General features: G+C 32.1%; 16 protein-coding genes. 2 read left to right on the plus strand and 14 right to left on the minus strand.

The features are described 5' to 3' along the window. Positions 1–32: 32 nt before the first annotated feature. From Q428_RS01615 to Q428_RS01635, 5 genes are all read right to left on the minus strand, one after another. Complete coding sequence (locus Q428_RS01615) at positions 33–1892, minus strand: ABC transporter ATP-binding protein (protein WP_423219568.1); 1860 nt, start codon at positions 1890–1892, stop codon at positions 33–35. A 1436-nt stretch (positions 1893–3328) separates the two neighbouring features. Next, positions 3329–5056: an ABC transporter ATP-binding protein gene (locus tag Q428_RS01620; protein ID WP_035377571.1), complete on the minus strand. Its 1728-nt coding sequence runs from the start codon at positions 5054–5056 to the stop codon at positions 3329–3331. Between the two features lie 23 nt (positions 5057–5079). Continuing rightward, entirely contained in the window at positions 5080–5520 is a 441-nt protein-coding gene (locus Q428_RS01625) for a MarR family winged helix-turn-helix transcriptional regulator (RefSeq protein WP_035377573.1), read from the minus strand. 94 nt (positions 5521–5614) lie between these two features. After that, complete coding sequence (locus tag Q428_RS16625; protein ID WP_242847742.1) at positions 5615–5791, minus strand: DUF192 domain-containing protein; 177 nt, start codon at positions 5789–5791, stop codon at positions 5615–5617. A gap of 363 nt (positions 5792–6154) precedes the next feature. Then, positions 6155–7063 (minus strand): transposase, encoded by a 909-nt coding sequence (locus Q428_RS01635; protein WP_035377574.1) that lies wholly within the window; start codon positions 7061–7063, stop codon positions 6155–6157. 220 nt (positions 7064–7283) lie between these two features. Here Q428_RS01635 and mntA point away from each other — a divergent pair, with 220 nt between their 5' ends. Further along, the gene (gene mntA / locus Q428_RS01640) at positions 7284–7730 is read left to right on the plus strand and encodes a type VII toxin-antitoxin system MntA family adenylyltransferase antitoxin (RefSeq protein ID WP_051514807.1); all 447 of its coding nucleotides are present in this window, start codon (positions 7284–7286) and stop codon (positions 7728–7730) included. Positions 7731–7735: 5 nt separating this feature from the next. After that, on the plus strand, positions 7736–8167 hold the full coding sequence (gene hepT, locus Q428_RS01645) for a type VII toxin-antitoxin system HepT family RNase toxin (protein WP_035377576.1): 432 nt from the start codon (positions 7736–7738) through the stop codon (positions 8165–8167). Positions 8168–8413: 246 nt separating this feature from the next. Here hepT and Q428_RS01650 read toward each other — a convergent pair whose 3' ends face one another. The 9 genes from Q428_RS01650 to Q428_RS14765 all read right to left on the minus strand — a co-directional run bounded on the left by Q428_RS01650 (position 8414) and on the right by Q428_RS14765 (position 19849). Continuing rightward, on the minus strand, positions 8414–9322 hold the full coding sequence (locus tag Q428_RS01650; RefSeq protein ID WP_035377578.1) for a transposase: 909 nt from the start codon (positions 9320–9322) through the stop codon (positions 8414–8416). A 371-nt stretch (positions 9323–9693) separates the two neighbouring features. Beyond that, a complete protein-coding gene (locus Q428_RS01655; RefSeq protein ID WP_035377580.1) occupies positions 9694–10704 on the minus strand; it encodes a DUF7309 domain-containing protein in 1011 nt (336 codons plus the stop codon). Between the two features lie 120 nt (positions 10705–10824). Then, on the minus strand, positions 10825–11646 hold the full coding sequence (locus Q428_RS01660; RefSeq protein ID WP_035377582.1) for a hypothetical protein: 822 nt from the start codon (positions 11644–11646) through the stop codon (positions 10825–10827). Positions 11647–11658: 12 nt separating this feature from the next. Beyond that, positions 11659–12786, minus strand: coding sequence for a restriction endonuclease subunit S (locus Q428_RS01665; RefSeq protein WP_051514809.1), 1128 nt, complete (start codon positions 12784–12786; stop codon positions 11659–11661). A 1-nt stretch (position 12787) separates the two neighbouring features. Continuing rightward, entirely contained in the window at positions 12788–14338 is a 1551-nt protein-coding gene (locus Q428_RS01670) for a class I SAM-dependent DNA methyltransferase (protein ID WP_035377584.1), read from the minus strand. A gap of 19 nt (positions 14339–14357) precedes the next feature. Beyond that, positions 14358–17666: a type I restriction endonuclease subunit R gene (locus Q428_RS01675; RefSeq protein WP_035377586.1), complete on the minus strand. Its 3309-nt coding sequence runs from the start codon at positions 17664–17666 to the stop codon at positions 14358–14360. A 577-nt stretch (positions 17667–18243) separates the two neighbouring features. After that, positions 18244–19305, minus strand: coding sequence for a PDDEXK nuclease domain-containing protein (locus Q428_RS01680; protein WP_035377588.1), 1062 nt, complete (start codon positions 19303–19305; stop codon positions 18244–18246). A 30-nt stretch (positions 19306–19335) separates the two neighbouring features. Beyond that, complete coding sequence (locus Q428_RS01685; RefSeq protein ID WP_242847743.1) at positions 19336–19707, minus strand: 3'-5' exonuclease; 372 nt, start codon at positions 19705–19707, stop codon at positions 19336–19338. Beyond that, complete coding sequence (locus Q428_RS14765) at positions 19679–19849, minus strand: AAA family ATPase (protein WP_242847744.1); 171 nt, start codon at positions 19847–19849, stop codon at positions 19679–19681. The genes Q428_RS01685 and Q428_RS14765 overlap by 29 nt, the downstream gene beginning before the upstream one ends. Between the last annotated feature and the right edge of the window lie 74 nt (positions 19850–19923).

Genomic DNA, 19923 nt, shown 5'->3' on the forward strand with positions numbered 1-19923 from the left:
TAAATCTGCTAATGCCACAGCCCCTTTTCTATCTATACTGCTTCTTCAATATTTTCATTTGCAAATTGGCTGTTGTATAGGTCTGCATAGAATCCGCCTTTTTCTAGCAGTTCCTTATGGTTACCCATTTCAATTATACTTCCCTTATTCATCACTAGTATCTTTTCTGCATCTCTAATTGTAGATAATCTATGGGCAATTACAAAGCTTGTTCTACCCTTCATAAGATTTGCCATTGCCTTTTGGATTAATACTTCTGTTCTTGTGTCAACGCTACTTGTAGCCTCATCAAGAATCAGTATCTTAGGATCTGCAAGTATCGCACGGGCAATTGTTAAAAGCTGTTTTTGTCCCTGTGAAATATTTGTTGCTTCTTCATTTAATACTGTGTCATAGCCTTGTGGGAGAGTTCTTATAAAGTGGTCAGCATGTGCTGCCTTTGCAGCCTTCACTATCTCCTCCATTGTTGCTCCTTCTTTTCCGTAGGCTATATTATCTTTTATTGTTCCATTAAATAGCCATGTATCCTGAAGAACCATACCAAACATCTTTCTAAGCTCACTTCGTTTTATATCCCTTATATCTACCCCATCAATGCTAATCCTTCCTGAATTTATTTCATAGAAACGCATTAACAGGTTAACAAGGGTTGTTTTTCCTGCACCAGTTGGCCCAACTATTGCAATTGTATGGCCTTGTTCTACGTCTAAGTTCATATCTTCTATTAGCGGTACATCTTCTTTATATCTAAAGCTTACATCTTCAAACTTAACTTCGCCCTTTGGACTTTCTATTACTACTGCATCCTTGCTATCTGGTATTTCCTCTTCTTCATCTAGTATTTGGAATACACGTTCAGCACAAGCAATTGTTGATTGAATAACATTTGCTATATTAGCAGTTTGAACAATAGGCATTGTAAATGACCTTGAGTATTGTATAAAGGCTAAAATATCACCTATACCTAATCTGCTCTTTGTTATCCATATTCCTCCAACTATACTGATGCCAACATATCCAAGGTTACTGATAAAGTTCATAAGTGGGAACATTATCCCTGATATAAACTGTGCCTTCCATCCTGCATCTCTTAGTCTATTGTTTATTGCCTCAAACTCCTGAATTGAATCATTTTCTTTTCCAAATGCCTTAACTATTTTATGTCCTGTATACATTTCTTCAACATGTCCACTTAAGTCTCCAAGTTCCCTTTGCTGTGTTGCAAAATACTTCTGAGACCTTTTTGCTATAAAGGCTGTTGCTATAACATATAGGGGCATTGTTGCAATTACTATTAAAGTTAGAGTTGGGCTTATTGTAAGCATCATTATTATATAACCAATTATAGTTATAACAGATGTTATTATTTGAGTTAAACTTTGTTGCAATGTAGTTGCAATGGTATCAACGTCATTTGTTATACGGCTCAGGATATCTCCATGTGCATGCTGGTCAAAATACTTAAGTGGTAATCTGGAGAGCTTATCATCAACTTCCCTTCTTAAATCACGCACAGTCTTTTGGGCAACTCCCGACATAACAAGCCCCATAATTAAGCTAAAGAGTGAACTTATAATAAACATTGCAATAAGTATTAATGCAATCTTACCAATGTAATTGAAATCATATTCTCCATTTGTTTCTCTTATGGCAGTAATAACTGAATTTATCTGTTCATCAGTAAACTCTATATTTTCCTTTGCATCCTTTGGTGCATTTTCCATGTTTGTTTGCATTTTCTTGCTTAAATCTAAAATTTTCTTTGCAACATCTGCCTTCTCATCTGCATTTGTCAGTGTCTCCAGTTTTGGCAGTGAAATAAACTCTTTAACCGCCTTTATACTTTCAGTATCAAATTTATTTTCAGTACTCTTATTGTCAGAAGTATTCATATCAGGCATTTTATCAAATATATCAAGCATTTGATTTAATACCTTTGTCTTTTCTTCTGAATCAGTTATTGAATTAATCAATGGAAGTTGAAGGAGGTCTTTTACATATGTTAACTGTTCTTTATCCATTGTTTTACTTGTTTCATTATTTGTACTGCTTTCCATATCAGGCATTTTAGCAAATATATCAACAAGCTTGATTACTGTTTGCTTCTTTTGAGTCTTATCTTGAATACTGCTTATAGCTGGAAGCTCAATTAATTCCTTTACTGTTTTCATATCTTCTGAACTCATGGCCTTTTGAGAACTTGCCCCTGACATATCTGGCATACTGCTGAATATATCAATTAATTCTATTAATGTTTTCTTCTTTTGTACTGGGTCCTTAATTTCATTAATCATTGGCAGTTTTAATAGCTTTTGTGCAGCATCCATTGTCTTTTTATCCATCTTATTTGTTGAAGTAGAACTATTACTTGTATTGAAATTCTTTATCTCTGGAATTTTTGAAAGTGCTTTATTCATTGTAGCTTCATCAAGTGTCATGCCTTGTTTTTGATTAGCTCCAGGCATATTCTTTGATAAGCTCAAAAACTTTTTAATTATATTTATCTTTTCATTTGGATTTTTAACAGTTTCAAGTAATGGAAGACTTAATAATTCTTTTGTTGAAGCTAATGTTTTTGCATCCATTTGTCCCCCTGCTGGCATGTTTTGAAGTATATCTATAAATTCAATAGTTGTTTTAATCTTTGTCTGCTTATCTTTGATTGAATCTATCATTGGAAGCTTTAGTAGTTTTTGCATTGCCTCCATTGTTTTAGGATCCATTGGCGGCATTTGACCTGACCCCGGTGGCATTTGCTGCATCTGCTGCATTTGTTGTTGAATTTGGGCTACCAGATTTTTTTGAACAGCTGCCATCTGCTTTGTTATATTATCTACTGCAGCATTTTGTCCACTAACTACACCCTGATGTAATTGAATGGCTATCCCCTTATACATTTCATCCACGGCTTTAACCTGTGCATCTGACATATTTTTGGTTATCTGTTCTACTGCCTTATCCTGTGCCTCTGCCATATTATCAACTATTTTATCAGTTACTTCTACTTGGACATCTCCCATTTTACTCTTAAGCTGGTTTACGCCCTCATTTTGTCCCTTTGCTAGTTCATGCAGCATTTTACGAGACATATAGGCATCTTGTAGCTTATTTAAAGCTTTACTTTGAATTTTAGGGCTGGCTATTGTAAATGATGTACTTGCTATTGCAAATATCAGAACAATTATTAAATTGATTCTATGTGGTTTAAGGTAACGAAGAAGTCTTTTGAAGGTTCCTTTAAAGTCCTTTGGCTTTTCAACGGGTCTTCCAAAGCCCATTGGGTCTCCTCTACGTCCACCAGATGGTTTATTCATTCTTCTATCTTCACTCATGCTATTTCCTCCTCTGAAAGCTGTGAGGATACAATTTGTCTGTAAACATCACAATTTTGTAGAAGTTCCTTGTGAGTTCCCATTCCTACAACTCTCCCCTCATCTAAAACTATAATTCTATCAGCATCCATTATGGTTCCAACTCTTTGGGCAACTATAATTACTGTTGAATCCTTAGTTTCTTTTTTAAGCTCAGCTCTTAGCTTTGCATCTGTCTTAAAGTCAAGGGCTGAAAAACTATCGTCAAAGATGTATATCTCAGGCTTTCTAACTAGAGCTCGAGCAATTGATAAACGTTGTTTTTGTCCTCCTGATACATTTGTACCACCTTGGGCTATTTCATGGTCAAATCCACCATCCATGTTTTCAATAAACTCAAGTGCCTGTGCCACCTTTGCAGCGTGTCTTATTTCCTCATCTGTTGCATCATCTTTACCAAATCTGATATTTTCAGCTATTGTTCCTGAGAATAAAATTGCCTTTTGTGGTACAAACCCTATTTTCTTTCTAAGTGTTTCTTGAGTCATTTCTCTGACATCAACACCATCTATTAAAATACTTCCACTATCTATATCATAAAATCTTGGAATTAAATTTACTAAAGTAGATTTACCAGAACCTGTACTTCCTATAATTGCAGTTACCTCACCTGGCTTTGCTGCAAATGAGATGTTCTTAAGTGCTGGTTCTTCTGCACCATGATAACTAAATGTAACATCCTTAAACTCAATATATCCTCTTCCTTTAAAGTTATCCCTTGTGTTTTCTCTATCCACTATTTCAGGTACAGTATCAAGGACCTCATTTATTCTAACCGCTGCTGCCTGTGCACGGGGAACCATTATAAACATCATTGCAAGCATTAACATTGAGAACATAATTTGCATTGCATATTGGGTAAATGCTGCAAGTGCTCCTAAATCCATGCTGCCTTGGCTTATACGGATACCACCAAACCAAAGAATAGCAAGTGAAGTTAAGTTCATAATAAGCATAATTGACGGCATCATAAATGCCATTATTCTATTAACTTTAATATAGTTTTCTGTAAGGTCAACATTTGCCTCATCAAAACGCTTTCTTTCTTTTTCTACAGTATTGAATGCTCTAATTACCCTGATTCCAGTAAGCTGTTCACGAAGAACAAGGTTTATTTTATCTATCTTTACCTGAACCAGTCTAAAAAGTGGTATCATCTTTGAAGCTATAAATGCAACAACTAAAGCTAGAACTGGTACTGCAACTGCCAGAACCAATGTAAGTGGCCTATCCTTTCTAAATGCCAATATAATTCCACCGGTAGCCATAATAGGTGCACTTATCATAAGACGAAGAATCATTACAGTAACGGTTTGAATTTGCGTTACATCGTTTGTTGTTCTTGTAATTAAAGTTGCTGTTCCAAGTTTGTCAAATTCACTTAATGAATAACTCTCAACTCTTTTAAATATCTTACTTCTTAAAATCGTTCCAAGACTAGACGAGATATATGCTGAAAGGTAGCTTGCAATGATTGAACAGATAACTCCTGCTCCAGCAACCAAAAGCATTATCCCACCAATTTGTAGTATTTTTTGGGTATCTCCCTTCATAACCCCTTTATTGATTATGTCTGACATAAGTGTTGGAAGATACAAATCTCCAATTGACTGTAAAGCCACAAAAATGAATACTCCTACAACCATAGCAGCATATGGCTTTAAAAATTTGTACAATTTCAGCACAGCTATCATCTCCTATCAAAATTCTATCTTTTATTTATCTTTTCAATGTTATCTGCCATCTTTTCTAAAAGGTACTTAAATGTTTCTTTTTCTTCCTCTGTGAAATTTCCAAAACATTGTTCATTTAGAACAGGCATAATCTTTTTTAGTTCCTCACACATTTCTTTTCCCTTGTCGGTTAAATACACCCTCAGTATTCTTTGGTCTTCTTTATCTTGTTTTCTTATAATTAACCCTGTCTTCTCCATCCTGCTTAACATTACAGTAATGGTAGCAGGTTTAATATGAAGCTTATCTGCAATCTCCCTTTGGCTCAGTCCATCATTTTTATATAAAGTAAAAAGCAATGGAGGCTGACCTGGGTATAATTCAAGTTTTTCAAGTATTATATGTAGAAACTGATGATGCACTTTAATAACCCTTATAAAGGATTGGTATAGTCCCTCAAAATTACAAAAATCCATCTTTTTTCCCCTTTCGTGAAATTTAATTAGCTATCTAACTATTATAATAATACTTAGTCGTCTAACTGTCAATAAAAAATAATCGGCAGCCATATCATAAGTTATAAGCGATATGGCTGCCAGTCTCAATGCCACTGAATCTACCTGCCCCTGCCTCTATCACAAAAGAGGCATCCTTTACATACGCAACTTTACCTTTTTCTAATCCCTCTATCTTTTTTATAACCACCATATTTTTATCTAGAAATAATACATCTATGTTAAACTTCATAAAAAATGTATGAATGCTATTGCATGGCTTAAATAATATTGCCTCATGATGCAACAGGCGAGTCGGCTTGATGTCTTTTGCGTTGTCGGTAGTGGGAAACAAGTCAAAGGCACTTTTTGCACTATCGGTGGGCAAATGGGACATAGGCAAATGGGACATATACTTATTGTAGAGGTATGGCTAAATGTATTTATGTACCTTTACACCCTTCTTTAAAATTAAAATTGGTAATTTTCTGATTTATTTTAGGTTAATTTTATATTTTCTTTGTTTTCTTACTATGCTTGTCCAATTTTTATGTTTTATAAAAACACTTATTTTTTAATTTTTTAAAATTAAATTTTAATATTTTGTTTTATAAAATCAAGCATACTCTTTCATAAATTCATATGTAATATTTTTATATTTCTCTTCATCTAAAAGTTTAACTCCTAGGCTGCTAAGCTTTGAAACCCTGCTTTGAGTTATGTTTCCAAGGACGCGGCAGATTTCACTGCATTTTAAGTTGCAAAGGCTCCTCATTAAAAGTACAGCCAGTGCCTTTGCTTCAACTATTTCTCTGCAGTGTTTTGTATGTAGCTTTATTTTTTCAATTCCAAGTTTTGATGCGATAAATTCTAATATTTCTTTAGTTTTAATGTTTCTTATTAATATTGTTCTTTCGCTTCTGTATTCTGTTCCTTCGTTTAAAAATTCTACTTCTTCTTTAAAAACCTTATCAGAGCACTTATATACTAATTTCATATAGCTTTCTCTTGCTTTTTTAGGATTTTTGCTGAACATGCCCATAATAAAACCGTCATCAACAAGTTCATAGGGGTCATGTCTAAGGCCTAGATATATTGAAAGACTTGAAAATTCATATTTCTCTGGGCAGTTTTCATACCCCTTTATATCACAAGGGTTGTTGTGAACATATGCCGATAAGGCGTAGAGATATATTTCACTCTTTACCATTTTACTTTTAAATCTGTCTTGGAATAGATGTCCATGTCTTTTATGTCTGTGGTTAAAATATTGTGCATAGGAGAAATTTATGCTGTGCATAATCCTTGAAATATCTGCTCCGTTGGCATCTATTATCAGATGAAGATGGTTATCCATAAGACAGTAGCCATATACTCTGAATTCATAGGTTTTTTGATATTTTTTTACTAAAGCTAAATAGTTAAGCTTATCTTCATCATCTTTAAATAAATCAACTTCACTTATACTCCTTGCCATTACATGAAAAATGGCGTCTTCCTTCTTTTGCCTTGCCATTCTTGGCATAAGAAAACATCTCCCTTCAAGTTTTACTTTGTAGTTAGTATTTCCTTTGAAGAGAGATATTATTCATCGGTTCCCAACAACACTTATATGTCCCTAGTATAGAATGCTTTAATCTAAATTTATCAGAGAGCTTTGATAAATAAATCTAAAATTTATTAGACATCTTTTATAATATTTGGATATAATAAAAATAACCTCAATTAGTATAGAAGGTGATGTTGTGATAAAATTTGGAAAAGTAGACTTTAGTAAAATTATTAATAACTTTCCAAAACTAAAGAATGTATTTTCTTCCTATGGAGATAAAATTATAGTTGCTTATTTATTTGGCTCATGTCATACAAAGAAAATCACACCATTAAGCGATATTGACTTTGCTGTTCTTTTTGATTATTCTCTTACAAAGGAAGAAATGCAAAAACTAGAACAAGAAATATTTTTAAAGATAACTGATGTTTTAAAGACCGATGAAATAGATTTTGTTATATTAAATAATGCTCCTTTAAGTATGAAATATGGAGTTATAAAGAACAAGGAAATTATATATTACAGCAACAAACTAAAGGTAGTTGATTTTGAAAGTTCTATAGTAACTAGATACCTTGATTTTAAACCAATTAGAGATGAAATTAATAACGAGTTTTTAAGAAAAATGATAGGAGGGTAAGTCAAATGGATGATAAATTACTTACTCAAATAAGGATTTTAAAGCAGTACCTTGATATCTTAGATAAAATCTCCATTAAAACTGAAAAGGAATATCTAGAGGATGAGATACTTAAGGGAGCTGCTGAAAGATATCTTCAACTATCAATAGAAACATGTATTAATATAGGAAGTAGAATTGTTTCCCTTGAACAATTTAATCATAATTTCACTATTCCAGAAACCTATGCAGATGTTTTTAATGTTTTATTTGAGATTGGCCTAATTGATGAAGATTTTTGTAATCAACTTAAAGGTATGGCAAGATTTAGAAATAAATTAGTTCATGTGTACTGGGAGATTGACAATTCCTTTGTATATGGGTTGATAAAAAATAATCTGGAGGATATCAAGAAATTCCTTAAAATCACATCTGAATACATTGTGAAAAACAGTTAACTATTAAGCTTGTTAAGCTTGCGGCCATGGCGAATGGGACATATACTTATTGTAGAGGTATGACTAAATGTATTTATGTACCCTTACACCCTTCTTTAAAATAAAAGTTCGTAATTTTCTGATTTATTTTAGGTTAATTTTATATTTTCTTTGTTTTATTACTATGCTTGTCCAATTTTTATGTTTTATAAAAACACTTATTTTTTAATTTTTTAAAATTAAATTTTAATATTTTGTTTTATAAAATCAAGCATACTCTTTCAAAAATTCATATGTAATATTTCTATATTTCTCTTCATCTAAAAGTTTAACTCCTAGGCTGCTAAGCTTTGAAACCCTGCTTTGAGTTATGTTTCCAAGGACGCGGCAGATTTCACTGCATTTTAAGTTGCAAAGGCTTCTCATTAAAAGTACAGCCAGTGCCTTTGCTTCAACTATTTCTCTGCAGTGTTTTGTATGTAGCTTTATTTTTTCAATTCCCATCTTCGATGCTATAAATTCTAATATTTCTTTAGTTTTAATATTTCTTATTAATATCTTTCTTTCACTTCTGTATTCTGTTCCTTCATTTAAAAATTCAACTTCCTCTTTAAAAACCTTATCAGAGCATTTATATACTAATTTAATATAGCTTTCTCTAGCTTTTTTAGGATTTTTGCTGAACATTCCCATAATAAAGCCATCATCAACAAGTTCATAGGGGTCATGTCTAAGTCCTAGATAAATTGAAAGGCTTGAAAATTCATATTTCTCTGGGCAGTTTTCATAACCCTTTATATCACAAGGGTTGTTGTGAACATATGCCGATAAGGCATAAAGATATATTTCACTTTTTACCATTTTACTTTTAAATCTGTCCTGAAATAGATGTCCATGTCTTTTATGTCTGTGGTTAAAATATTGTGCATAGGAAAAGTTTATGCTGTGCATTATTCTTGAAATGTCTGCTCCGTTGGCATCTATAATTAAATGAAGATGGTTATCCATAAGGCAGTAGCCGTATACTCTGAATTCGTAGGTTTTTTGATATTTTTTAACCAAAGCTAAATAATTAAGCTTATCCTCATTATCCTTAAACAAATCAACTTCACTGATACTCCTTGCCATTACATGAAAAATGGCGTCTTCCTTCTTTTGCCTTGCCATTCTTGGCATAAGAAAACATCTCCCTTCAAGTTTTACTTTGTAGTTAGTATTTCCTTTGAAGAGAGATATTATTCATCGGTTCCCAACAACACTTATATGTCCCTAGTATTTTAGAAAACATCTCCCTTCAAGTTTTACTTTGTAGTTAGTATTTCCTTTGAAGGGAGATATTATTCATCGGTTCCCAACAACACTTATATGTCCCTAGTACTACATATTTAACATTCTTATAATTACACCTACTATATATAGTGTTTTTATTAGATCAAACCGCAATATAAAGTGATATAAAATAGCTATTTTGAATTATGCAATTTCCTCATTTATTTTATTTATTTTATTTAAGATGATTTAGGTATTTAAAAGTTAATAGAATCATTTTAGAATCGCATATATTCATAAAAAGATTCTACAAACTCATCTATTGCTTGTAATTGCCCTGATTGAATAATATCTATTCCCACTTGTTTGCATAGATCAAGTAGAATACTGAACATATAAGTATCTCTAACTATTATTTGTTTTGGCTTTTCTCTTTGGAGAATATAATTTATTATAGTTCCAAATACAATATTAACTTCATCATCTTCTGGTGTTACCATAACTTGTGATAGTAGCATTCCACTTCTTTTATCTGCTAAAATACATAATCTTGGAATAAGTGGTTTATCATAAGTCCTGTCATTTATAGTTGAGTTTAAGTATGCTATATCCAATTCTAATATACAATTATTTGATGGTTGCTTTTTTAATTTCTTTATTAGTAATTGATCTTCTAATGCTGGTACTGGATATTGAACTTCTGGCATAAATACAGGCATTTCATAGTTTATCCATGAGTTACTTTGTTCATCAAATCTACGCATTAAAGTTTTTCCATTCTCAAAATCAATCTTTAGACCTTTATGCAATGCTTCTATTGCCATATATAAGTGCTTTAGAATATCTGTAAGTTCTAATACCTCATTTCTGTCTGGCATATATGGAGCATAGCCTGTTTCAAATACTCTAAAGTATATCCAATTATTTTTTCCTCTAAATTTTAAACCTAATTCTTTTATTATATTTAACTCTTTTTTTGTTAATTCATCTCTATTACCAAAATTACACATAACATTATTCTGATAACGTATCAATTGATGTGATGGAACATCATGACTATTTGCCATTACAAAAAAGTTATGAATAGCATTAATGCCTATATAAGCTCCTATTCCAAAAAACTCTCCACCTCTGCCCATAACACTACATATACACGGCTCATCTTTTCCATATGGCAATATAGTTATTAAATCCATATCCCATAACTCTTCCCAAGGCTTCATTTCCTTAAGCCTTATGGCAATGTCATATAAATCTTTCCATTCTTCTAAAGTTGCTTCAGTTCTCATAATAAATATCTCCAATCTACTATATCTTTTATTTATATTTTTAATTTTTATCAAAACTCAATTCTTCTTCAACTTCCCTTATTGTCCGTTTCGCTCTATCATCCCAGTGTATATATAAATTTATTTCTCTTCCTTTAATTTTTTTACTTCCTCAATAGTCAATCCTGTTTTTTTTGCAATCATCTCTATTGATAAAACATCTAAAAGCTCTCTAGCAATCTCCTTAGCTTTTTCCTTCTTACCTTCTTCCTTACCTTCCTTTTTTCCTTCTTCTATAAGGCTTTTACCTAATTCTGTCATCTTTAACTCCTCCTTTACCTTTTCTAGATCTTTTCCTTCTAAAAATTTATTTGCAAAGGCATATAATATTGATTCAACATCATGTCTATATTCTTTGTCTATATTTTTAACTATCCTTAATGCATTAAGGATCTTATCAACTTTAGGTAAATTCCCACCCATTATAGGTGTAAATGTTAGTGATATTATATCCTGTTTTGTTATATCTTCATTGTGCTCCATCTTATATATAATATCATTATATATCTTATCTCCATCTTTATCTATCATATATATAGCTTTAATCTTAAACTCACTTATACCAGTTATTAACTTATCAGAAACATTTTTTATATTATTTGAATATACAACATAAGTTACTACATCTTTTGCTGTTTGATGACTAAGCAATGCTTCATAAGCTCTAAATCTTCTTAAATCAGCCACACCTTTATCTGTAGTCTGAAATTCAAAGTGAATGTAGGTATCATCCTCCATCAAAAAAGTATAGTCCATAAACATATTCTTTGTTTCCAAAACTACTATCTCTGTAGGTGCTACTTCTTTAACCTTTTTGTTTATACCAAAAAACTTGAGTCCTTCTTCTGCAAATAAGTCCATGGCTCTTTTCATTATTAAATCTTCATAATTTGCTACTGTCATTCTTTCACCGCCTTATTTAAATATTTCACCTTTAAAAGCTCTCTGCATTAATGAATTAAAGTTATCCTCAAGTTCTTTTAAACTCTCCTCCATTTTAAGTTTCAACTTATGGACTTGGTTGGCGAAGTTAGCAAATTTGTTTTGAAGTTCTAAATCTGGCATCAATACTTCTAACCCTTTAATCATTGATAGGTTTAAATTCTTCTGTCTCACACCTCTTTGCTGGCTTTTATAAAAATCTTTTCCTATCTGAATACAATAATATATATAAACTGTATTTACCAATTTCTCATCTAATTTAGCATATGCAATTGCTTGATTGCAGCTACATTCAATCATATTAATTGTAGACTTTAATGCCGCTGTATCGTACATCCCTAATAACAAACTTCCTTTTTCTATAATTTTCGCTGCTGATTCTTTTATAGCTAATTCTGTTACCATCTCAGTACTGCCATAACAATATATATTATTTAGTTCACCTGAAGATAGCCATGGAATATTTCCATTAAAATAATCATTATTAGAACGTGAAGGAGTTCCACCAGTTTTCCAATCACCTAATTTCCCCAACTCAACTTTAGGCAAATTCATTGAATTTAAAACTGGATCCCCAAACATCTCGATAAATTTCGATTTGACTAGTTCATCTAATAACTTAATGGCTTCTATTCTCTTTTCTAATGCTTTTTCAGCACGTTCTAAAACCTCGACTATTTTCTTTTGAGTTTCTATTTTTGGTACCGGTACTTTGGCTTCAGTTAAATTTCCAAGTTTTATATATTTTATAACCCCACCTATAGACTGATTTCTGAGAATATCAATATATTTGCTCATAAAATAATATAAATACTTTGTATCAAAATAAAGCTTATCTTTACTTTCAATAATATACGTTCTTTGATAAGCATCAAATTTCCCATTATAGTATTTAACATTTAAATCACCATTACCAGCAACTAAAACACACTCGCAATCATATGAATAAGTATCTATTCTTAAAGGAGTTATAGAACATGTAAAGAAAGGATATTTACCATTTTCTGAAGATGCATTTGCATCTAATTTACCAGTTTTTATATTGACTAAATCACCTAATTTTTGAATCTTAAACTCATCTATTAAACTCTTACCTGTCATCCTACTTCACCATTTCCTTTATCGCAGCTATATCTTCTAAAATAGACTTTTCCAAAGCTTCAATCTTCTCCAATATAACCTCTGGCTTTTCATACACCACTTCTTCATATTCTATTTCCTTATACTTATTTATTGAAAGGTCATAGTCGTTACTAGCTATATCTTCCTTCTCAACCCAGAACCACTTATCTTCCTTAGTTGGTTCTAAAGTATTATCCTTCTTTACAGCTCTCCATTTTTCAATTATATCAGGAATGTCTCCATCATTATCAAGCTTATTTCTCTTGTCATCTAGTGAATATCCATCGCTCTGCATATCGTAGAACCATACTTTTTTTGTTTCTCCGCCCTTTGTGAATATAAGTATAGCTGTAGATACCCCTGCATATGGCTTAAATACACCTGAAGGCATGGATATTACACCCTCTAGTGCATTTTCTTCTACTAAGGTTTTTCTTATATCTTTATGAGCCTTAGTTGAACCAAATAATACTCCATCTGGAACTATAACAGCACATCTTCCACCTAAATCTAATATTCTATTTATAAGCTTCATAAATAATAATTCAGTCTTAGTGGTTTTAGCTCCTTTTGCAAGTGTTGGATTTATGTCTCCTTCATCTATACTTCCTTTAAAAGGAGGATTAGCCAGCACTAAAGTATATTTATTTTCTTCTTCATAAGCCTTTGACATTGTATCCATTTGACTAATATTGGGGTTATCTATACTATGAAGCATAAGATTCATTGAAGCTATTCTAACCATCGATGGGTCAAAATCAAAGCCATAGAACATCTGAGTTTTAAAATGCTCCCACTCAACACTACTCATCATATCTCCAATTCTATTGTGAAGATTTCCTTCTTCATCAGTAAACACACTTTCTGGCCTTGTATATTTTTCAAGTATATATTCTAATGAATTGATTAAGAAACCCGCAGTTCCACAGGCTGGATCGCATATTTTATCTTCAGCTGATGGGTCCATAAGCTCAACCATCATTCTTATAATGTGTCTTGGTGTTCTAAACTGTCCATTTACTCCTGAGGTTGCAAGCTTTGATAGAAGATATTCATATAAGTCACCTTTTGTATCTGCATCATCCATGTTTATACCATCTATAAGTCTAACTGACTCCTGAAGTAATGATGGTTTAGGTATCATAAATACAGCATCCTTCATAGCTGCTGTAAAGCTTGATTCCTCTCCTCCCATTGACTTTATAAAAGGAAATACCTTTTGAGACACAACATCAAACATCTTTTCTACTTCTAAGTGTTTAAACTCACTCCATTTTAGTAGTTCCCAGCTAAAATCTGCTTCAAATTTCCCATCTTCTTTTAACTTTTCAGTTAGTTCCAGAAATATTGATTTAAATGGTCTGCCTAATCGGCTAGCTTTTTTTTCATTGGCATTATCTGTATCATCTAATCTCTTAATAAATAAAAGATAAGATATTTGCTCTATTACAGTTAAAGGGTTAGATATTCCCCCTGACCAAAAGTTATTCCATAGTTTATCAATTTTACTCTTAATTTCTGCACTTAACACTTTGTTGTCCTCCTTAAATTTAAGATATCACACTCACCCTGAATGGTGCTATCAAATCAAACACTTCATCAGCCATTCTTCCAAATATACCGTCAACTCCATTGGGATTAAAGGATGTATATGGCGGTGCAAACAATGCTGCAAAGGATATTCCTTTATTTTTAGCAATATCATTCTTAATTATTTCTAAAGTCTTAATCTGTGTTGCACTCATCTTATTATGATGCTTTTGAATGAACTCTTCAAACCTTTTATTAAGTTCTACTTCATCAACACCGACAAACTTTCTGATAATACCAACTATATCCTCTTTGTCTATATCAGTTTTACTTGAAAGCTCATCTATACTATAAACAAAATCATCTCCAAATATTGAATAGATACCATCAATCTCAGTTTGAGAAAGCTTTTCTCCTTTTCTAATTTTATGAATTACCAGCTGATCCTTTAATCTATCTTCAATAGCTGTCCTTACTCTTTTTTCGTAAGGTTCCATATTAGCTCCATATAGTACTGAACCTGCACTTATTTCTTTTAGCACTGCTCCGGTATCTTTTATATCAATCATTACAAAATGTCCTGCTGTAGTTCCCTTATGTTTCATTAAATCTCTTAAGTCTATTCTTATCTGCTCTAGCTTTTCATAGCTTAAATTATCCCAGCCTGAAGGCTCTAAAAGCGATTTTATAAGTTCTCTCCTACCGTCAAACTGATTTATATTAGTCTTTAATCTTGCCAGCTTCTCCATTGTGGCATTGATTTCTCTAACCAGTCCATCCTTATCATTATTCTCAAAGCATTGAAGTATTCTATATATTGAATTATCAAATAAGATGGCATCCTGATTGTCCTTTGTTTCAATCCATTGTATCAGTGGAGCTATCTCCAATTTCAGTTTCTTAATAAAATCATCACTTATAGTCTTCCAATATTCCCCTTTTTTAACCTGCTCTATCTTCTTTCTATTTTTCTTTATTTCAATACTCTCTGATGGAAGTTCATCTATATCTATCTTCAGCTTTTCTATAAAGGCATTGCATATATCCACTCTTTTCTTTGACTTATAAACTTCTAAAAGCTTGCACATAAGTTCAAACCTAACCTGTATAGAGGTTTTTTGAGGACTTGGTACAAAGCCTTTAGGATTCATCTCAAAGAATTCAAAGTTTTTATAACAATCAAAAATGACAAACTCTTTTTTATCTATTCCATCACCAAATAAGTTATCACATCTTCTAGTTCCTCTGCCTATCATCTGCCAGAACTTAACCTTAGAATAAACAGGCTTTGCAAATACCAGATTAACTATCTCAGGTACATCTATTCCTGTATCTAATAAATCAACTGAGATTGCTATTCTAGGAAACTCTTCATTTTTGAAGTTCTCTATAAGTATTTCCTTATCCTTAACACCTGAATAAATAACGGCAGTCATTTTCCCTTTATATTGAGGGTACATCTCATTAAATAAAGAATCTAAGAGATTAGCATGATTTTTATTTTTTGCAAATATGATTGTCTTACCTAAGTGGTCTCCAACCTTAATTCCATTATCCATCAGTGTTTTTAATATATATCTATTTGTATCCTTATTGGTTATCTGCTTTTCTAAGGCATCTTTATCGAACTCAAAAACTTCTCCGTCATAGCCTTCTTCATCCACCTGTCTTCTTTGCTCTTCTGTCATTTGACTATACTTTATCCCTTTTCTTAAGAAGTCAGTGGTAGCATCAATTACTCTTGGCTCAATAAGGTAGGGTGGTATATGACTCCAAGCCTGATCTACAGAGAAATTGAAAGTAGGATCTCCATTCTCACAGTCAAATAAATCAAAGGTATTTCTTTCTATAAAATCAACAGGTGTTGCTGTAAGCCCTATAATATGTGCATCAAAGTACTCTAATATATCTCTATAGGTTTTATATATGCTTCTATGGGACTCATCACAAATAATAAGGTCAAAAAAACCTACACTAAATTTGCTGTAATAATTAATCATAGTCTGGTATGTTGAAAAATATAGAGTAGCTTCTCTATTTTCTGAGTTTTTGCCAGTAAACCTGCAGGATATTTGTTCCGGCATAAAGGTTTTGAAACTATTTTTGTCTTCCTTAGCCTGTCTAACGAGCTCGTCTCTATCTGCCAAGAATAAAACTCTCTTAACCCAATTTGCTTCCATCATACCTTTTGTTAATGCTATAACAGTTCTTGTTTTTCCTGTTCCTGTTGCCATTACTAAAAGTGCTTTTCTAGACCCGCTAGAATATCTTTCATATACTCTTTTTATACCCTCAATTTGATACGGTCTTCCAGCAATATTTTTATCAATCTCAACATTGTTCAAATTTTTCTTATACTTATGCTTAAAGAATAACTCTTCTAAATCTTCTAAAGTATAAAATCCCCAAATTTGTCTTGGTTCACTATACTTATCATCCCACATATATATTTCATATCCATTTGTATAGAAAACTATTGGCCGAATTTTATAATCTCTTTCAATAGTATTAGCATATTCAACTGCCTGCTGGCGACCTATAATTGGATCAACTGCGGATTTTTTTGCCTCAACCACAGCAATTGGTTTTCCTTTTTTATTAAAGAGTACATAATCAGCAAAGCCTTTTTTGCCTTCTTCCTTATGATTCTCCAGTGGAAATTCTATCTTCACCAATTCCTTGTTGTTAATATCCCAACCTGCCTCAGCTAACATTATGTCAATAAGTTTCCTTCTGGTTTCTGCTTCATTGAGGTCTAAGCTAACTTCAGTTTCCTTTTCTACAGCTTTATCTTCTTCAGTTACAATAGCTGTTTTTATTTCTTCTTTAATTTCATTTACTTCCTTAATATGCTCTTCTTTAATCTCTTCCTTTTCTTTTACATAGTCTTCAATATTATATACAGGTGCTTTAGTTTCAGCTGCCTTAGGTATTTTGAAGGTTAATGGTTTTATTGAAGTATCCTTTGTTACCTTTATGTAAAACCATGCAGCTACCTTATACATAGAAATCAAACACTCTAAAGCATCCTTTTTATTCTCATAGCCTTCATGGTTAGCCTTATTGCCGTAACGTCTCACTATATCAAAAAGATCTGGAATAGCTCCATTAATACCTGTAGTTCTTAAGAGCTTAATCTTATCATCCTGAGTTGCAAATTTAGGTATTTCAACTTTCAAAGCTGTGAGTATATAATCGATGATTTGCTCTCCAAACATACGCATTTTCAGCATTGTTGCGTTATTATCTGTATGTAGATAATTTTCAGCCTGACTACCTAACTTAGCCAATGTTGTCCACTTATTATTTAAAAACGCAAAATTAGACATCTATATCCCCCTCATCTTAATTTACTCAATTCCCCAATACCCATTCTATCCATTTGAGTTTTTATAATTTTGCATCAGATGGGTAAGCAATTAAAATCAATGTCTAAAGTAACATGAATGATTTTTTGAATAAGGTGATTTAATGTACATCTACTAATTTGTTTATACAATAATATTTTATTCTTTATGAAGAAAGCATTCAATATTTTACATTATTTTCTCTAATTAATAGAAAATTCTATGTCCATGAATTTCTGCAACAGTTTATTATTTCATCTAACTTTATACCAGCATAAAAAAACCAGCTGACATTTATCACTTGTCAACTGGGTAGCACTTTTTACTATTCCCACTCTACTATTGAATATTATCTTGCCTTAATAACTGCTTGTTATTGAGGCTTTTATTATTTATTTTATTTATATTATTTGAGATGATTGAGGTATTTGAAAGTTATTAGAATCATTTTAGAATCATAATAATTATATAGATTTTAAAAAGATTATTATCGTTATCAAATTTATATACTGACATAAATCTTACAAATTAAGTTATATCAAGAACTCTAACATGTTCATCAAGCATCACTATTTTGTCCTCTTTGTTCAAGCTGCAATCTTGCCCTCTGAATTGCCTTATGAAGTTTTTCTTCAAATACTTCCTTCGGTGGCATCTGAGTTAAATACTGAGCTACGTGAATACCACTGTTGTCTAATTCTAAAAGTTCAATTGTCTCACTAGATTTCTCAGCACATAATATTAAGGCAAGAGGACTTTCTTCTCCTTCCATTCTCTCATATTTATTTAGCCACCTTAAATAAAGTTCAACTTGACCTTTATGCTCTGGTTTAAATTCTTCAAGTTTAAGCTCAATGACTACAAGTCGTCTCATTCTTCTATGATAGAAGAGGAGGTCTATATAATAATCCCTATTATCTATTGTAATTCTCTTTTGCCTGCCTAAGAAAGCAAAATCTATACCCATTTCTAATATAAATTTTTCAAGCTCTGCTAATATGGCATTCTCTAAGTCTTTTTCACTATATGTATCTTCAAGCCCAAGAAAATCCAACACATAAGGATCTTTAAAGAATAGGTCGGGAGACATTTTATTTTCTTCTCTAAGCAGCTTTAAATCATTTATGATAGTAAGTTCTGGCTTCTTGGATATAGCAGTCCTCTCATACATCATAGAGCTTATTCTCTCTCTTAGGGTTCTTACACTCCATCTTTCAGTACTGCACATGGTTGCATAGAAATCTCTTTTTAGCTCATCTTTTATTGATATAATTTCCTTAATATGCGACCATGTTAATTGTTGCGACAGTGTAGCGACAATTTCTCCTTTTGGAAAAGCTTCATAGAACTGAACCATTCTAAAAAGATTACTTTTGCTGTATCCTCTACCATATTGCTCAGATAATTCCTTAGCCAAGGCAGCAACTACCTTTTCACCGTAGCCAGCTCTTTCAACTTTAATAATATCTTCCTTTATTGTCTTACCTATATTCCAATAAAGTAAGACAAGTTCAGAGTTTACAGAATGATATACCCTTTCTTTAGTTGTTTCTATAAGGGCAGATACATTATTATAAAGTGAGGATAGTTCCTCAGTAGTATTTATAATTTCTTTAGACATTATAGACACCTTCTTTGTTTTTCGATAATATTATATTTCAGTAAAGACTACCTCATCCACTACTTGGGATTCACGTAATAACTCATAAAACGTCATTATCTGCTCTCTACTCTGAGTTCTCGTTCTATTGAATTTGTCAGTTCTCAAATTGCTAAAAGTGAAGATTGCTCTTCTTTTTGCTCTGGACAGTGCCACAAAAAAAGCACACATATCCTCTTGCTGCTGCTGTCTAAAACTCCAAAATGCCCCATCTTCAAGACCTACAAAAATAACTGTATCGTATTCAAGACCTTTGCTCTTATGTATTGTCATTATAGGAATGGAGTTAACTCCCTTTAACTCCATTACTGCCTGAGTCCAATCTTTAACCTCCCTATATTCTTTCTTTTGTGTTAGTTCCAAACAGTTTTAATAATGATTGAAGTACTTCTGTTTTGCCACTACTGTTTGTCCCAATAAAAGCTGTTAGCTCATTTAGCCTAATAACTTTTTCCGTAGGACCAAAACATCTGAAGTTCTTTAATTTTATTTTACTTATTTCCATAACCATCACCCACTAATACAAAATAAGCTTTCATAATTAATTATAAGTTAAAAACTATAATGTGACTTGAATAC

The sequence above is a fragment of the Fervidicella metallireducens AeB genome, assembly GCF_000601455.1.
Classification (GTDB): domain Bacteria; phylum Bacillota; class Clostridia; order Clostridiales; family Caloramatoraceae; genus Fervidicella; species Fervidicella metallireducens.

What these genes read in the sequence shown, in the direction of transcription:
- Q428_RS01615 (WP_423219568.1), bottom strand. Translation starts at nt 1,892, where the DNA reads ATGAATACTTCTGACAATAAGAGTACTGAAAATAAATTTGATACTGAA.
- Q428_RS01625 (WP_035377573.1), bottom strand. Translation starts at nt 5,520, where the DNA reads ATGGATTTTTGTAATTTTGAGGGACTATACCAATCCTTTATAAGGGTT.
- Q428_RS16625 (WP_242847742.1), bottom strand. Translation starts at nt 5,791, where the DNA reads ATGAAGTTTAACATAGATGTATTATTTCTAGATAAAAATATGGTGGTT.
- Q428_RS01635 (WP_035377574.1), bottom strand. Translation starts at nt 7,063, where the DNA reads ATGCCAAGAATGGCAAGGCAAAAGAAGGAAGACGCCATTTTTCATGTA.
- hepT (WP_035377576.1), top strand. Translation starts at nt 7,736, where the DNA reads ATGGATGATAAATTACTTACTCAAATAAGGATTTTAAAGCAGTACCTT.
- Q428_RS01650 (WP_035377578.1), bottom strand. Translation starts at nt 9,322, where the DNA reads ATGCCAAGAATGGCAAGGCAAAAGAAGGAAGACGCCATTTTTCATGTA.
- Q428_RS01655 (WP_035377580.1), bottom strand. Translation starts at nt 10,704, where the DNA reads ATGAGAACTGAAGCAACTTTAGAAGAATGGAAAGATTTATATGACATT.
- Q428_RS01660 (WP_035377582.1), bottom strand. Translation starts at nt 11,646, where the DNA reads ATGACAGTAGCAAATTATGAAGATTTAATAATGAAAAGAGCCATGGAC.
- Q428_RS01665 (WP_051514809.1), bottom strand. Translation starts at nt 12,786, where the DNA reads ATGACAGGTAAGAGTTTAATAGATGAGTTTAAGATTCAAAAATTAGGT.
- Q428_RS01675 (WP_035377586.1), bottom strand. Translation starts at nt 17,666, where the DNA reads ATGTCTAATTTTGCGTTTTTAAATAATAAGTGGACAACATTGGCTAAG.
- Q428_RS01680 (WP_035377588.1), bottom strand. Translation starts at nt 19,305, where the DNA reads ATGTCTAAAGAAATTATAAATACTACTGAGGAACTATCCTCACTTTAT.
- Q428_RS14765 (WP_242847744.1), bottom strand. Translation starts at nt 19,849, where the DNA reads ATGGAAATAAGTAAAATAAAATTAAAGAACTTCAGATGTTTTGGTCCT.